This is a genomic window from Dactylosporangium sp. NPDC051087, assembly GCF_055586325.1.
Map to the genome: position 1 here is coordinate 174,625 of NZ_JBVJIJ010000018.1, position 14,674 is coordinate 189,298.

General features: G+C 75.3%; 15 protein-coding genes. 7 read left to right on the top strand and 8 right to left on the bottom strand.

Annotation, left to right across the window (positions count from 1 at the left end; all coding sequences use genetic code 11):
- From ACZ6TV_RS31850 to ACZ6TV_RS31880, 7 genes are all read right to left on the bottom strand, one after another.
- On the bottom strand, positions 1 to 1,260 hold a 1,260-nt coding region (locus tag ACZ6TV_RS31850; RefSeq protein ID WP_465300991.1), incomplete at its 3' end, for a hypothetical protein.
- A gap of 3 nt (positions 1,261 to 1,263) precedes the next feature.
- Positions 1,264 to 2,652: a hypothetical protein gene (locus tag ACZ6TV_RS31855; protein ID WP_465300992.1), complete on the bottom strand. Its 1,389-nt coding sequence runs from the start codon at positions 2,650 to 2,652 to the stop codon at positions 1,264 to 1,266.
- Entirely contained in the window at positions 2,649 to 3,800 is a 1,152-nt protein-coding gene (locus ACZ6TV_RS31860; protein WP_465300993.1) for a glycosyltransferase, read from the bottom strand. Before ACZ6TV_RS31860 ends, ACZ6TV_RS31855 begins: the two co-directional genes overlap by 4 nt.
- Positions 3,801 to 3,808: 8 nt before the next feature.
- Positions 3,809 to 4,927 carry a glycosyltransferase gene (locus ACZ6TV_RS31865; protein ID WP_465300994.1) on the bottom strand — a complete coding sequence of 373 codons (1,119 nt, stop codon included), beginning with the start codon at positions 4,925 to 4,927 and terminating at the stop codon, positions 3,809 to 3,811.
- Positions 4,911 to 6,041, bottom strand: coding sequence for a glycosyltransferase (locus ACZ6TV_RS31870; RefSeq protein ID WP_465300995.1), 1,131 nt, complete (start codon positions 6,039 to 6,041; stop codon positions 4,911 to 4,913). Before ACZ6TV_RS31870 ends, ACZ6TV_RS31865 begins: the two co-directional genes overlap by 17 nt.
- Before the next feature lie 44 nt (positions 6,042 to 6,085).
- On the bottom strand, positions 6,086 to 7,399 hold the full coding sequence (locus ACZ6TV_RS31875) for a hypothetical protein (RefSeq protein WP_465300996.1): 1,314 nt from the start codon (positions 7,397 to 7,399) through the stop codon (positions 6,086 to 6,088).
- Positions 7,400 to 7,508: 109 nt separating this feature from the next.
- A complete protein-coding gene (locus ACZ6TV_RS31880) occupies positions 7,509 to 7,766 on the bottom strand; it encodes a hypothetical protein (RefSeq protein ID WP_465300997.1) in 258 nt (85 codons plus the stop codon).
- A gap of 280 nt (positions 7,767 to 8,046) precedes the next feature.
- On the opposite strand from ACZ6TV_RS31880, the gene ACZ6TV_RS31885 reads away from it, so the two are divergent.
- On the top strand, positions 8,047 to 8,694 hold the full coding sequence (locus tag ACZ6TV_RS31885) for a DUF998 domain-containing protein (RefSeq protein WP_465300998.1): 648 nt from the start codon (positions 8,047 to 8,049) through the stop codon (positions 8,692 to 8,694).
- A 73-nt stretch (positions 8,695 to 8,767) separates the two neighbouring features.
- Positions 8,768 to 9,817 (top strand): Dyp-type peroxidase, encoded by a 1,050-nt coding sequence (locus ACZ6TV_RS31890; RefSeq protein WP_465300999.1) that lies wholly within the window; start codon positions 8,768 to 8,770, stop codon positions 9,815 to 9,817.
- Here the strand turns inward: ACZ6TV_RS31890 and ACZ6TV_RS31895 are convergent.
- Entirely contained in the window at positions 9,814 to 10,434 is a 621-nt protein-coding gene (locus ACZ6TV_RS31895; RefSeq protein ID WP_465301000.1) for a hypothetical protein, read from the bottom strand. The two genes, ACZ6TV_RS31890 and ACZ6TV_RS31895, sit on opposite strands and share 4 nt — an antisense overlap.
- A 170-nt stretch (positions 10,435 to 10,604) precedes the next feature.
- Here ACZ6TV_RS31895 and ACZ6TV_RS31900 point away from each other — a divergent pair, with 170 nt between their 5' ends.
- The 5 genes from ACZ6TV_RS31900 (at position 10,605) to ACZ6TV_RS31920 (ending at position 14,634) form a co-directional block, all read left to right on the top strand.
- A complete protein-coding gene (locus ACZ6TV_RS31900; RefSeq protein ID WP_465301001.1) occupies positions 10,605 to 10,976 on the top strand; it encodes a BlaI/MecI/CopY family transcriptional regulator in 372 nt (123 codons plus the stop codon).
- Entirely contained in the window at positions 10,973 to 11,923 is a 951-nt protein-coding gene (locus ACZ6TV_RS31905; RefSeq protein WP_465301002.1) for a M56 family metallopeptidase, read from the top strand. The genes ACZ6TV_RS31900 and ACZ6TV_RS31905 overlap by 4 nt, the downstream gene beginning before the upstream one ends.
- Before the next feature lie 154 nt (positions 11,924 to 12,077).
- Positions 12,078 to 12,425, top strand: a complete 348-nt coding sequence (locus ACZ6TV_RS31910; protein WP_465301003.1) for a hypothetical protein — start codon at positions 12,078 to 12,080, stop codon at positions 12,423 to 12,425.
- 125 nt (positions 12,426 to 12,550) lie between these two features.
- Positions 12,551 to 13,138: a carbonic anhydrase gene (locus ACZ6TV_RS31915; protein ID WP_465301004.1), complete on the top strand. Its 588-nt coding sequence runs from the start codon at positions 12,551 to 12,553 to the stop codon at positions 13,136 to 13,138.
- Positions 13,135 to 14,634 (top strand): SulP family inorganic anion transporter, encoded by a 1,500-nt coding sequence (locus ACZ6TV_RS31920; protein WP_465301005.1) that lies wholly within the window; start codon positions 13,135 to 13,137, stop codon positions 14,632 to 14,634. Before ACZ6TV_RS31915 ends, ACZ6TV_RS31920 begins: the two co-directional genes overlap by 4 nt.
- Positions 14,635 to 14,674: the final 40 nt, after the last annotated feature.

Below are 14,674 nucleotides of genomic sequence, written 5' to 3' on the forward strand. Positions count from 1 at the left end.
CCCCTTTGGGAGGGGGGGGGAAGACAACCACGGCGGAGGAGCTCGTTCGGGTGCCGCTGCTCCAAACCCCCCCCCTGGTTGGGGTTCGGGTTGTGCCGCCGTGCCGCGGGCCCGCAGCACGTACCAGACGACCACGGCCGCCTCGGTGACGGCCAGCTGCAGGAACAGCCCGGACACCCGGTGCACCGCGGCGATCGACACGGCGAGCCCCGCGAACGCGACCACCCGTGAGCCGATCGCCGAGGCCAGGAACCGGCGCGGGGCCGCCCGGATCATGTGCCGGACCGACAGCCACGTCGACACCGCCAGCATCGCCTTGTACACGCAGAACAGCGCGATCACGCCGACCGCCACCCGGGTCAGCTCGTCGGCGAGGACGCCCCGCACCCGCGAGCTGCCCAGGACCGCCGCGCTGACGGCCACCAGCAGCACACCGGTGAACACGCGCGTACCGGTGAGGAACCTGCTGGCCCGCCCGCCGACGATGTCCTCCCGGGTGCTCGCCGACAGGGCCACGTGGAACGGCCCGAACGCGAGCTCCATGGCCCGCAGCACCACGATCGCGTCGACGCCCACGATGCGGCCCGCGACGGAGGGCAGCGCGACCGAGTACGACAGATCGACCCCGGCGGCGAGGCAGTACGCGGCCCCGACCCGCACGCTGGCCAGGTACGGCGGCCGGACCGGCCGGTCGGGCGCGGCGCCGCGGCGCAGCCACACCCAGCCGAGCACCAGCAGCTGCGCGGGGACCGCCGCGACGTCCAGGCGCTGGTCCGTCAGCGCCAGGACCGCACCGGTGACGAGCGTGCCGGCGGCGGTGAGCTGCGGCACCAGGTTCGCCAGCTGCCGGGTCCGGGTGCGGGCGGTCGACCAGAACGCCGCCTCCAGGGGCAGCTGCAGCAGCACCGGCGTGATCATCACGAGCCGGCTCAACGGCGTGACGCCGGGCAGCGCGATCGACGCCGACAGGTACGCGACGGCACCGACCGGCACGATCGTCACCGCCGCGGCCCGGCGCGCCCAGCGTTCGAGGTCCCAGCCGGCCGGCACCAGCCCGGCCGAGAGCGGCCGGCCGACCAGGGCCTCGATCAGGGTGTACGGGATGGCGAGCAGCGTGCCCTGCAGCGCGACCAGCGCGAGGTGCGACTGGTCGGTCCACGACGCGAGCAGGAAGACCATGACGCTGCTGAGCCGGGTGATGGCCTGCACCGACAGTTGCGAACGCTGCAGCGCGGCCACCGTCCGCCGGGCGAAGCGCATCGCTCAGGCCTCCTCAGCCGCGACGTCCACGGGCGCGGCGACCGGGGCGGGCGGCACGGCGCCGGCCACGACGAACGCGGCCAGGCACAGCATGGCGCCGTCGTACTCCCATGCCTCCAGCACCAGGAACGCCGCGGCGAGCCCGGCGAGCACCGCGACCTGCACCACGGCGGCGGGCCGGGTGGCGGTGTCCCGGGCCAGGCGCACCAGCAGCACACCGAGAAGCACCACCGCCGCGAGCGCGACGACCGGCCCGAACTGCAGGGCCAGGCTCACGTAGTAGTTGTCGACGAAGACCGGCTCGGCGTGGGCGAACCGTGAGCCGGACGCGGCACCGACCGCACCCACCCCGCGCCCCCACCACGGCAGGTCGTGGCGCAGCAGGCCGGCCCACACGTCGAAGCGCTGGAACAGGCTGCTGGCGCCGGTCGCCCCGACGATCACGAAGCCGGCCGCGACCAGCGCGAGCACGCCGAATCCCAGGAACCGCGCCCGGCGCCGGCGGGCCGCGCCGCCACCGCGGTTGAGGACCACCGCGGCGACCACCCCGCCGGCCAGCAGCACCGCACCGGACCGGCTGGTGCTCAGCGCGAGGCACAGCCCGGCGGCGACCGCGCCGGCGTGCCAGGAGCGCTGCCGTGGGCGGCCGGCCGGGCTGAGCCACAGCGCGACGTAGCCGAGCAGGTACGCGCCGGCGAGCATGCCGAGGTCGGCGTTGAACTCGGTGAGGCCGGGCGCCCGGAAGTTGCCGTCGATGTACCGGATGGCCCGGCCGTGGTTGAGCCCCCACGCGTCGAGCCGTGCCGGTCCGAGCAGCACCTCGAGGAGCGCCGCGACACCGTTCGCGACGAGCAGCCACGCGAGGACCCCGACGAAGCGCAGCCGGTCCCGCACCGGCTGGGCGGCGAGCAGACCCAGCAGCAGCACCGGGAACACCACGTACCGCACCCCGAGCAGGCTCTGCGCGACGCCATGCCGTGCCGCGCCGACCGCGAGGCCCAGGAGCAGCACCGCGCACGCGACGCCGCCGGCCACCAGCCGGCCACGGTGCGGGCGCCGTCCGCCGCGCAGTGCCTTGACCGCGGCCACGGCGCAGTGGACCACCACCACGAGCACGACGGACTGGTCGAGCAGGTACGCCCGCCCGCCGAACGCCGCGCCGAAGACGTGCTCGACCCCGGTCGCCCACAGCCCCAGGGCGGTGGTGAGCACGATCGCGACGTACACCAGGCCGGCGAACGGCTTGGCCAGCACGTAGCACAGCAGGGCGAGGACCGGCGGCAGCCACGGCGACAGCCCCGCCAGGGCGCATCCGGCGACGGCGAGCACCGTCGCGAGCACCGCGACGCCGACCTGCCACGAGGTCTCGCGCATGCGCAGGCGGATGCTCACCCGTGCCCCCTGAGTGCCCCGGGCCGCGCGCCGGCGACCGCGTGGTAGGCCTCGAGCACCGCGTCCACATGGGCCGGCCAGTCCAGCCGGATCCCGTCTTCGGCGGCGGAGGCGGCCATCGCCGCGTGGTGCGCGCCGGTGCCGAGGACCGCCTGCCGCACGGCCGCGGCCAGCGACGCCGCGTCGGTGAACTCGACGACCGAGCCCGCCGACGCCATCGGTGGCCGGGCGACGGCGCTGCTGATGATGGGCCGGCCGGCGCGCAGCGCCTCGACGCAGGAGATCGGGAAGTTCTCCACCCACTGGCTGGGGAACACCAGCCAGCCGGCCTCGGCCAGCGCGGCGGCCTTCCCGGCGGTGTCGAGGTACCCCAGGTAGCGCAGCGTCGGGTCGGCCGCGGCGGCCGCCTCCACGGCGGCGCGGGCCGGGCCGTCGCCCGCCACGAGCAGCGTCGCGCCGACCTCGCGGCCGGCCGACCGCCACGCCTCCAGCAGCACGTCGATGCCCTTGTGCGGGCTCAGCGCCCCCATGAACAGCAGCACGTCCCGGCGTCCCGGCGGCCAGTCGCCGCCCATGCTGTCCGGCACCGCGAGGGGCACCACCCGGCCGGGCAGCCGCCGGGCGCCGGGCACGTGCGAGGCGAGCAGGTCGCGGGTGCGGGCCGCCGGCCACAGCGTGGTGACCCGGCGCAGCCGGCGGACCAGCCAGGCGGAGCGCAGATCGAGCAGCCGGTCCAGCGGGCCGGACCGGCCGCGGTTGGCGAGCGAGTTGTTCGGGTCGGCGATCGCGTAGTCGTGCACGGTGTGCACGACCGCGTGGGCCCGCGCGAGGGCCGCGACCGGCAACGCTCCGACGCCCTGCCAGTTGTGCACGTGCACGACGTCGGGGGCGAAGTCGCGCAGGTCGCGCGGGCCGGCCCCGGTCGGGTCGAAGACGTCGCCCAGATGCGTGAGCAGCTTGCGTGCCACGGGCACGCGCGCGGACAGCCGGGTGCTCAGGACGCCGTCGCCGGGCTGGGCGTTCGCGGACGCGCGCGCGAAGACCCGCACCTCGTGGCCGCGCGCCGCGAGGTCGCGGGAAAGATCCCGGACGTATTGCTCGGCGCCGCCGAGCAGGGCGAACGACGAGTGGACCATGGCGATGCGCACGCGGCACCCTATCCTTCACCGGGCTCGGGCACCGCCTCGGGAACCGGCTGCCGGCGGGCCGCCGCGAACGGCACGCCGAGATGCCCGGCCAGTTCCCCGGCCGCCTGCCGCCAACCGCGATGGGCCGCCGCGGGCGGCGCGCTCCACGTGCCGAGCGTGTGCAGCGCCGCCGCCAGCGCCGCGCCGGTCCAGGTGGCCATCCGGATCGCGCCGCCGCCCGTCGCCTCGTGCAGCGCCGGATCGGGCGAGATCACGGTCGGGACGCCGAGCCGCATGGCCTCGGCGGCCGGCAGCCCGTACCCCTCGAAGTGGCTCGGCATGAGGAACGCCGCCGCGCCGGCGAGGGTGGCGAGGTAGTCGGCGTCGCTGAGCCGCTGCAGGAACACGACCCGGCCGGCGGCCGGCGACGCCGCCACGGCCCGCTCGAACGCCTCGACGCGCTGCCCGCCGGTGAGCACGGCCAGGGTGTACCGCGGGTGCTCGGCCAGTGCCTCGACGGCGAGCTCGACGCCCTTGTGCGCGGCGTGGCCGGGCACCACGAGGTACGGCCGTCCGCGCAGGGCCGCGGGCAGCTCGCCCGGGGACCCGGCGACGTCGCTGCCCGGATGCCAGACGCGGGTCCGCCCGACCGGCACACCGTAGGAGCCGAGCAGGTCGTGCTGCGTGCGGGCGCTGACGCACAGCAGCCGCTCGGAGCGGCGCACCGCCATGCCGTAGCTGGCCTGGCGGTACCGGCGCACCGCCGCCGACAGGTCGTGCGGCCAGAGCTTGAACGCCAGGTCGTGCATGACGGTGACGACCGGCAGGCGGCTGCCGGTGACGGCGATCGACGGGCTGAGCGACAGCACGCGCGTTGTGGCGGGGTCGCGCCCCGCGGTCGCCCGGTGCAGGGCCCTGGTGGCCGCCGCGATCGAGCTGCCCCGCCCGCCGGCCTGGCGGCTCACGATCCGCGCGCCGGCCTCGGCACCGTCCGGCACGTCCCAGCCGGCCGGCACCGCGACCAGTTCCAGGCCGTGCCCGCCGGGCCAGAAACGGACGATCTCGGTGAGCACCCGGGTGATGCCGCCCGGACCGACGCCGCTGCAGTCGACGACCGTCGACGTGGATGCCTCAGCCGCTGGTCGCATCGGTGACCCATGCGCTCGTCCGGGCGGCGAACCGCTCCGGGGAGAACCGCGCCGCCTGCTCCTGCATGCGGCGCGGTGCGGGCAGGTGCGGCAGGCGGCGGACGGCCGCCGCGTGCGGCGCGGGCTCCAGGGAGTCCACCAGGTAGCCGGTCTCACCGTCGACGACCGTCTCGAGCAGCCCGCCGCGACCCAGCCCGATGACGGGGGTGCCGCACGCCTGGGCCTCGACGGGGATGATCCCGAAGTCCTCGTGCGCCGGGAACAGCAGTGCGCGGGCTCCCCAGTACAACTCCCGCAGCCGCTCCTTCGAGGGCCGGACCTCGAACGTGACCGGGACGCGGGCCGCGGCGGCGAGCTTGCGGAGGCGCGGCTCCTGCGGGCCGGAGCCGGCGATCACCAGCGGCAGCCCGGCCTCGTCCGCGATGGCGATCATGAGGTCGAAGTTCTTGTACGGGATCCAGCGCCCGACCCCGAGCAGGTAGTCGCGCGGCTGTTCCCGCTGCGGGCCGGGCGCCGCGGCGAAGTAGTCCACGGCCACCGGCGGGTTGATCACGACGGCGTCGCGCCGCCAGAACCTCCGGATCCGCGTCTGCACCTCGACGGAGTTCGCCGCGTAGGCGTGCACGTGCCGGTTGAGCCGCGAGTCGGCGACCTGCAGCAGTTTGCGCGGTGCGCGCAGCAGCGGGTTCGCGCCGCGGCCGTCGAAGGAGGGGCTCCAGACGTACCGCGCCGGTGAGTGCACGTAGCTGAGGTACCGCGTCGCCTCGTGCGAGCCCAGCCGGACGGTGTGCGCGAACGCGTGGGTCGAGGAGATCACGACGTCGAACGTGGCGCGGCGGTCCAGGGTCCGCCAGACCAGCGGCATCATCGGCAGCGCGAGCGCCTTCCGGCGCCGCAGCGGCGTGCGGGCCAGCCACGACTCGCGCAGGCCCAGCCCCTCGGCGCCGGCGTCACGCTCCGCCCACAGCACGTAGCGCGCCGCGTGCGGCAGGAGGCCGGCGATGGCCATGAAGACCTGCTCCGAGCCGCCGGTGGCGCTGAACCACTCGTGGACCAGCGCCACGGACGAGCCCGCCAGCAGCCCCGCGCCCGGCTGCCTCTCGCTGTCGTGCACGATTCCCCCGTCGCCTCAGCGCGCCGTGCCGGCGCCGCTGCCGCTCAACTGTGCTGCTGCCACAGGTCCCGGAACGGCTGCCAGTCGCCGCCGAGGACCTCCTCGCAGAGTGCCTCCATGAGGACCGCGGCATTGCCGTCGTCACGGTTCCACCAGATGCCGCACAACGCCCGGCCGTCGCTGCCCTTGAGCGCGTACTCGACGTACTGGCCGGTCGCGCCGCTCGCGCCGGTCTTCGGCCCGGGCGCACCCTGACCGGGCGCGATCCCCTGCGAGGTGACGCTCAGCTGGACCCGGAAGGCACGGGCGGCGTCCCGCTCGGTCGGCGACGCGTACTGCGCGAAGTGCACCGACACCCCGCCGTACCGGCAGAAGACGTGCTTGGTCTCGTCGGACGGCAGCTTCGGGCCACCGGTGTCGGTGTTGGTCGCGCAGCCACCCATGTCCATGAGCCACGGCGTGGCGAGCGGCAGCAGGTCGCCGTCGAACTTCGCCTTGTTGAGCGTGGCCTGACCGCGGGTGAACGCGTCGAGCGCCGGGCCCGACGACGCCGCCGGCCCGGGCGTCGGGTCGTTGCCGGCCCGCGCCTTGCCGCCGCCGCCGAGGAGGTAGCCACCGCCGCCGGCGAGCAGCGCGACGACCACTGCCGTCACCACCGTCCAGACGAGCGTCCGGCGGCCGGGCGGGCGGGCGTTCACGTCGCCGAGGGGCGGGATCGGCGGCTCGGCGACCGGCGTGCTCCAGCTCTGCTGCGGCGGGGCGGACGTCGGCGATCCGGCCGGAGGCCAGGAGGTGGGCGCCGGCTGCGGCGAGGTCGGCGCGGCGGTCTGCGCGGCGCTCCACGGCCCGGCGGCGGGCGCCGGCTGCGGCGGTATCGGGGTGGGCAGGGGCTGGGCCACCGGGCCGCCCGTCCCGTACGGGACGCCGGAGGTCTGCGCGTGCCCGTAGGGCGGGGCGGAGGTCTGCCCGTACGGCGGGGCGGACGCCTGCCCGTACGGCGGGCTGGAGACCTGCCCGTAGCCGGCAGCGGGCAGGCTCGGCGGCGCGGTGTACTGCTGCTGCGGAGCCGGGTGCTGCTGCGGGTAGGGCTGCTGCTGGGGCTGCGCCGGATACTGCTGGGGCTGCTGCGGCGGGTACTGCTGGGCCGGTTGCTGCTGTGCTGGGGCCTGCTGCCAGTTCGGCGTCAGCGGCGCGGTCTGCTGGTTCCAGTCGGGCTGCTGCTGCTCCTGCTGGGGCGGCTGCGCCTGCTGCTGCGGCTGGGGCGGCGGCGGGGGTGACGGCGGCCACACCGGGGACGACGGCCACGCACCTTCCGCTGGGTTACCGGCACCTGGTGCTGCATGCCCCTCGTTGCTCACGTGGCGCAGGGTATCAACGATCGGCTAAATTTCCAGCCCGCACCCGCGGCCCCCGGCCGGGCCGCGCCGGCCTGCATCGCGGCGCATCCGGCGGGGCCGGGCGGGGTCGTCAGGCGGCGGCGCCGGCGAGCGCGGGGGTCATGGCCCGGGCGCACAGCTCACGCGCCCACTGGATCCGGCCGGCGGCGATCTCGGGGTGGTCGCCGAACACCGTCGCGGCCCGGGCGTAGCACTCGTCCGGTCCGAGCTGGTCGAGCGTGCGGTGCACGGTCTCGCGGACGGTGGCGTCGTCCAGGTCGGTGGACGCGGAGACGTCGGAGACGAACAGTGCCATGCTCAGCACCGGCTCAACGAGGCAGGTCGTCATCGGAATCACCTGTTCAAGCGGGGGTTTTCGAGGGGGTGTGTCGCGTTCCTGTAACCACGGTCTCTCGTACGGCTGGGGGACGGCCTCGGCGCCAGCGGGACACCCCGACTGCGGGTTTTCGCACCCCCGTATACCCGCTAGCAGGTATACGGTCGCGGCCGGTTCGGCGACACCTGGCACCGGGCCACCGCGACGGGGATGTCCATCCGCCCGTGTCCCGTTCGTAGTCATGCGGAAACGGCCACCATCTCGGCCCGAACCGCATGAGAGGAACACCGTCATGACCGTCCCGCCGACCGCCCGCATCGCATGGCTGGTCAACTGTGGTGCGATCGCAGGTGCCGTGTTCATCGGCGTCTCGTTCGCCCAGGCGTTCACCCGCTCCGGGTTCGACCTGCGCCGGCACGCGTTGAGCGCGCTCACCCTGGGCGGCCTGGGCTGGCTGCAGGTCGCGAACTTCGTGGTCACGGGCCTGCTGGCCGGCGCGTTCGCCCTGGGTCTGCGGCGGGCGCTGGAGCCCGGCAGGGCGGACACGGCGGGCCCGGTCCTGATCGGCGTCTACGGCGTCGCGATGATCGGCGGCGGGATCTTCACCCCGGACCCCGCGCTCGGCTGGCCGTCCGGCGCCGCGGCGGGGCCGCCCGGACAGCTGAGCCTGAACGCGGCCCTGCACACGGTCTTCGGCGCCATGGCGTTCCTGTCGTTGATCGCGGCCGGTGTCGTGTTCGCCCGGCGGTTCGCCGGTCAGGGCCACCGCGGGTGGGCCGCCTACAGCTACGCGAGCAGCGCCGCCGCGTTCGTCCTCACCGTGCCGCCGTGGAGCGAGGAGAGCGCGAGCCTGCGCTTCGCCGCCGGGGCGGTGATCATCTCGACCTGGCTGGCCGCCCTGTCCTGGCGCAGCCGCCGGGAAGGCGGCCCTCTGTCCTAGGAAGCTTCAGGGGGAGTGCGCGCGCTCACCGCGCGCCCTGGTCCGGGCATGACCCTCGATGTAGGTTCTGGCGATGGGCCCTGGGATGTCGCGGCGCTCGGTGCTCGCCGGGACCGGGATCGTGGGGGGATCGCTGCTCGCCGGGGCGGGGTGCGACGACCCGCCGCCGCCGTCGTTCTACGGGGTCCACCAGGCCGGGATCACCACGCCGGTGCTGCCGTTCCTGCAGATCGCCGGCTTCGACGTGGTGACTCGGGACCGTGCCGGGCTGGTCGAGCTGCTGCGGACGTGGACCGAGGTCGCCGCCGGGCTGGGCGGCGCGGCCGGCGGCGGGACCACCGTCACGTTCGGCTTCGGCCCGGGGCTGTTCGCGGAGGGCAGGTTCGGGCTCGCCGACCGGCGCCCGGCGGAGCTGGCCGAGCTGCCCGGCTTCCCCGGCGAGTCGCTCGACCGGGCGGCCGGCGGCGGCGATCTCTGCGTCCAGGTCTGCGCCCGGCATCCGACCACCGCGCACGACGCGGTCCGCGCCCTCGTGGGCGCCGGCCGGGCCGGCGCCGTCCTGCGCTGGCGGCAGGTCGGCTTCCGGGACGCGGGCGACGCCGCGGACCCCGTCGGACTGTTCGGGTTCCGCGACGGCACCGCCAACCTCGACCTGACCGGGCAGCGGGAGCAGGACGAGCACCTGTGGGTCAGCGACGGACCCGGCTGGCTGCACGGCGGCACGTACCTCGTCGTACGGCGGATCCGGCTGCTGCTGGACACCTGGGACCGCACCGACGTGCCGGCGCAGGAGGCGGTCATCGGCCGTCGCCGGGACAGCAACGAGCGCCTGGACCTGCCCGCGTCGCACGCCCGGCTGGCGTCGCCCGAGGCGAACGGCGGCGCCAAGCTGCTGCGGCGGTCCTACTCCTACGACGCCGGCGCCGACCCCAACGGGTTGATCGACGCCGGTCTCATCTTCATCTGCTTCCAGCGCGACCCGCGGCGGCAGTTCGTCGCCGTCCAGCGGCGGCTCGCCGCGGCCGATCCGCTCAAGGGTTTCAGCCAGCACCTGGCCAGTGGCGTGTTCGCCTGCCCGCCGGGGGTGGCGCGCGGGTCGTGGATCGGCGCCGCGCTCTTCTAGGGTCTGGCTCTGGGCAGTGCGATGCGGGTGACGGCGACGGCCTTGCCCTTGGCGTCCGCCGGTGGGTTGCGGCCGCTGAACTTGGTGATGACGTGTGTCTTGCCGCTCATCACCTGCAGCTCGTACTTGTCCGGCGTCCAGTAGGCCTCGTCGCCGATCCCCGTGACGGCCTCGACGGCGGCCGGGTTGCTGCGCCCGCGCTCGAAGTCCTCCCGGCCGCTGGTCTGCGAGTCGTCGAGCAGGTACAGGTACTCCGCCACGGCGGGGGTCGCGCCGGGGGCGAGTGGTCCGAGGCCCGGCGTCAGGCCGAAGGCGCACACCGGTGGCCAGCTCTCCACCTTCTGCGGTGCGTTGACCGGGATCGCCAGGACCTGCGCGGCCTCCTGCTGGGTGAGGGTCCGGCACGGGTCGTCGACCTGGCTGACGTCCCACGAGCCGTGCAGTGCCGTCGGGCTCGTGGACGGATGCACCGGCAACCCGGCGGCCGGGGGAGGGAGGACGGGTCCGGCGACGGCGGGTGATCGGTGTTCCGCTGGTGGCTGCCCGGCGGTGCAGCCGGCGCAGGCCATCGCGATCATGGCCGCTGCTACCACCCGGGCGGCGGGTGTCGTCCACATGCAGCGGAGTCTACGACCATCGATAGTATTTTGACAGGTCGCGAAAAAAGTCCCGATCATGATCGCGGGCGGTGCCCGTGCGAAACCCTACTATCCTACGTAGTAGCTGTGGGGCGTGGTCGTGTCGCGGCGGGGGTACGCTGACCGTCAGTCGTCGGAGGGTGTCTGTCGTGCAGGGGTTCGGGGAGCTGGAGACGGCACTGATGGAGGTGCTGTGGAAGCGGAATGCGCCGACCACCGTCCGCGAGGCGATGGACGACCTGCGATGGCGCCGGCAGCTCGCCTACACCACCGTCATGACCGTGATCGACACGCTGTACCGCAAAGGCTGGCTCACCCGTGAGCCGGACGGCCGGGCATACCGGTACACGCCGGCGCTGACCCGCGACCAGCTCGTCGCGAAGACCATGCACGAGGTGCTCGTCGACAGCGGCGACCGCGGCGAGGCGCTGATGCACTTCGTCGGCCGGATGACGATGGACGAGGCCGCCGCGCTCCGCGAAGCGCTCGGCAGCTACGAGCGCCGGATCTCGGGCCGATGAGCCCGCTGCTGCTCGTCGCGTTCACCCTCCTCCTCGCGTTCGTGGCCGCGCCGCGGCTGGCCGGGGCGGCGTGGGTGGCGCGGGCGCCGCGGCTGGCCCTGACCGCCTGGCTCGCCGGGTCGTGCGCCGTCGTGGCGTCCAGCCTGCTCACCGGGCTCAATCTGCTGCTGTACTGGGACCGCACCCACGACCTGGTGAGCGGCGCCTGGCACTTCTGCCTCGACTCGCTGTTCGGCAGGCACGACGCGGCGGCCCAGGTCGCCGCGTTCGTCGGGCTCCTGACCGTGGCGGCGCTGTGCTACCGGATGGGGCTCGGCACCAGCCGGATGGTCACCGCCCAGCGCGCGCGGCGGGCCGATCTGCGGATGCTCGTCCGGCTCGCCGGCATCCCATCGCCGGTGCCCGGTGCGACGGTGGTCCGGCACGAGCAGCCCGCCGCCTACCTGATGCCGGGCCGGGCGACCGGCATCGTGATCACCTCCGCCGCCGTGGATCGGCTCCGGGCGCCGGAGCTGCACGCCGTGCTCGCCCATGAGCGCGCCCACGCCAGCGGGCGGCACTACCACCTCACCCACTGGGTCCGGTTCCTGGTGCAGGCGTTTCCCGGGGTCGCCTGCTTCAAGCTGGCGCGGCGGCAGGTCGAGCGGCTCGTGGAGCTGTGCGCCGACGACACCGCCGCCCGCAGTGCCGAGCGGATCGACCTCGCCCGGGCGCTCGTCACCATGGCGCGGCCGGCCGGCTCGGTGAGTGCCGACGGCGGGCTGCTGGCCGTCAGCGGCGGCGACAGTCTCGAGCGGCTGCACCGCCTCCTCACGCCACCGCGACCGCTCACCGCGGCGGCCAGGGCGTGCGTCGCCGCCGGGGTCGCCGGGGTCGCCGCCGCGCCGCTCGCCATGGCGATGTTCGACCGCTACGTGCCCTGGGTGCCAGACGCGCTGTCGTTGTGACCGCCCGGCCGGCGGTGCGACCGCGGCCGGTGCGACGCGCCTTCCGTGACGGCGCGGGACTCAGCTACCTCACAGCCGGCGGCCCGTAACCGGCGTGCGCGGGACGTGTTGATCCACCCGACTGATCCGCCGGCGGGGGCCGACGAGGGGGTGGATGGTGCAGCGCAACGTCATGTCCGTCGTGGCGATGATGCTGTGCGCGCTGCTGCTGCACACCGGCGCGGTGCACCATCCGGCCGGCACCGCCCCCGGCGGCCACGCGGCGGCCGGCACCGAGCGGTCGCCGGTCGTGGAGCGTCCCGCCGACTGCCCGGGGCTCGACCGCGACCGGGTCGCGCGGCCTGTGCGGGGCCAGCCGGTGGCGGAGCGCCGGGCCGGCGCGGTCGGTGACGCCGTCCAGGGCCGGCCCGTCGATGCCGTGCTCGCCGGGCCGCCGGAGGCCCGCCACGGCCGGCGCGTCGTGGGCCGGGCCCGGGCCCTCCTGCAGATCCTGCGGTGCTGAGCGGCGCACCTCACCTCCGCCGCTCGCGACCGTGCGCGCCCCGGCCTGTGCCGGGCGACGCGCGCCGGCGGGTGCGGCGGGTGCGAGGCGCCGTCACGTCGCTCACGCCGCTATCGGAAACCTGGATGATCATGCAGACCTTCATCGACCACGCACGTGCCTTTCCCGACACCGTCAAACGGCAGCCGCACCGCTTCGCCCGGCTGGCCGGCGAGCAGCAGCCGCAGGCCATGTTCATCTGCTGCTCCGACTCCCGGGTGGTGCCGGCGCTGTTCACCGGCGCCGGCCCGGGCGACATCTTCGAGCTGCGGGCCGTCGGCAACATCGTCCCGCGGTACCGGCCCCAGGCGGCCTGCGCCGCCGCCAGCGCGATCGAGTTCGCCGTCACCGGACTGGAGGTGACCGACATCGTCGTCTGCGGCCACTCCCACTGCGCCGCCGTGCGCGCCCTGGCCGGCGCCGCGAGGACCGTGCCGATGCCGATGGTCCGGCGCTGGCTCGGCCACACCGCGGGCCTCGCGACGGCGGGCGCGGACCTGTCCGCGGCGACGCAGCGGCACGTGCTGACCCAGCTCGACCACCTCCGCAGCCACCCGTGCGTCGCGCAACGACTGGCCACCGGCCGCCTCAGGCTGCACGGCTGGGTGTACGCGGTCGACACCGGCCAGGTGCTCGCCGCGCAGCCCGGGTCCGACGCCTTCCAGCCGCTGTGACCACACCCGTGCGCCGGGCGATGCGGGTCGCCCGCACCGACCTGCCGGCCTCGGTCGTCGTGTTCCTCGTCGCGCTGCCGTTGTGCGCCGGCGTCGCCGTGGCGTCCGGGGTGCCGGCCGAGCTGGGACTGGTGACCGGCGTCGTCGGGGGACTGGTCGCCGGGTCGCTGCCCGGCAGCAGCCTGCAGGTCAGCGGGCCCGCGGCCGGCCTGACCGTGCTCGTCGCCGAGGCCGTCGACGCGTACGGGGTCGCCGCCCTCGGGCCGATCGTGCTGGCCGCCGGGCTGCTGCAGGTCGGGCTGGGCGCGTTGCGGTTCGGCCGCTGGTTCCAGGCCATCTCCGTCGCGGTCGTGCAGGGCATGCTGGCCGGCATCGGGCTGCTGCTCATCGCCGCGCAGCTCTACGTCCTGGCCGGCGCCACGGCCCCGGCCGGCGGCATCGCCAAGCTGACCGGCCTGGTCCAGCTGGCCGTGCGGACCGGCACGTCGAGCGCCGCGCTGGCCGCGGTCGCGGTCGGCTCGGGCACCGTCCTGATCGCCGTACGGTGGGCGCAGTTGCCCGGCCCGGCGCGCCTGGTGCCCGGCACCCTGGTCGGGGTGGCGGCCGCGACCGCGGCGACCGCGGCGCTGGACCTGCCGCTGGCGACCGTGGACGTCGGCGGGCTGCTCAGCGTGCTGCAGCCGTCGGTCGGGCAGCTGCGGCAGCTGGCGGACGTCGGGGTGCTCGGCACGGCCGTCGCGTTCGCGCTCGTCGCCTCGGCGGAGAGCCTGTTCAGCGCGTCCGCCGTGGACCGGATGCACCACGGGCCGAGGACGGCGTTCGACAAGGAGCTCATCGCGCAGGGCGTCGGGAACAGCGTCTGTGGTGCGCTCGGCGCGCTGCCCATGACGGCGGTGATCGTGCGCAGCGCGGCGAACGTCCAGGCCGGCGCGCGGACCAAGGCGTCCCGGGTGCTGCACGGGGTGTGGCTGCTGGTGTTCGTCGCCGCGCTGCCGGCCGTGCTCGCGCTCATCCCGCTGCCGGCGCTGGCCGGCGTACTGATCCACGCCGGGTGCAAGCTGCTGCCGGTCAAGGTCCTGCCGCAGCTGTGGCGCGAGCACCGCGGGGAGGCGCTGGTGCTGGCCGGCACCGCTGTGACCATCGTGCTCACCGACATGTTCCAGGGCGTCCTGATCGGGCTGGGGCTCGCGGTCGCGAAGCTGGCCTGGGAGACGTCGCACGTCCGCGTGCACGTCGCCGACTCCGGCCGGGGACCGGTCCACGTCAGGCTGGTCGGCAACGCCACGTTCCTGCGGCTGCCCGTCATCCTGGCCGCCCTGTCGGCCCTGCCGTCGCACCGGGCCGTGCAACTGGACCTGCGCGGCCTGCGGCACGTCGACCACGCCTGCCAGTCCGCCCTGCGGGCCTGGACCGACCAGCACAACAGCACCGCGCCGACACCGGTCCTGCTGCTCGCCGGCGGCCGGCCGGACCCGCCGGCGGCGTCCGGGCCGTGACCGGCGCGGCGCCGGCCGGTCCGCTCCCGCCCGGCGAAAA

What these genes read in the sequence shown, in the direction of transcription:
- ACZ6TV_RS31895 (WP_465301000.1), bottom strand. Translation starts at nt 10,434, where the DNA reads ATGTGGACGACACCCGCCGCCCGGGTGGTAGCAGCGGCCATGATCGCG.
- ACZ6TV_RS31910 (WP_465301003.1), top strand. Translation starts at nt 12,078, where the DNA reads ATGGTGCAGCGCAACGTCATGTCCGTCGTGGCGATGATGCTGTGCGCG.
- ACZ6TV_RS31865 (WP_465300994.1), bottom strand. Translation starts at nt 4,927, where the DNA reads ATGCGACCAGCGGCTGAGGCATCCACGTCGACGGTCGTCGACTGCAGC.
- ACZ6TV_RS31885 (WP_465300998.1), top strand. Translation starts at nt 8,047, where the DNA reads ATGACCGTCCCGCCGACCGCCCGCATCGCATGGCTGGTCAACTGTGGT.
- ACZ6TV_RS31880 (WP_465300997.1), bottom strand. Translation starts at nt 7,766, where the DNA reads ATGACGACCTGCCTCGTTGAGCCGGTGCTGAGCATGGCACTGTTCGTC.
- ACZ6TV_RS31905 (WP_465301002.1), top strand. Translation starts at nt 10,973, where the DNA reads ATGAGCCCGCTGCTGCTCGTCGCGTTCACCCTCCTCCTCGCGTTCGTG.
- ACZ6TV_RS31890 (WP_465300999.1), top strand. Translation starts at nt 8,768, where the DNA reads ATGGGCCCTGGGATGTCGCGGCGCTCGGTGCTCGCCGGGACCGGGATC.
- ACZ6TV_RS31915 (WP_465301004.1), top strand. Translation starts at nt 12,551, where the DNA reads ATGATCATGCAGACCTTCATCGACCACGCACGTGCCTTTCCCGACACC.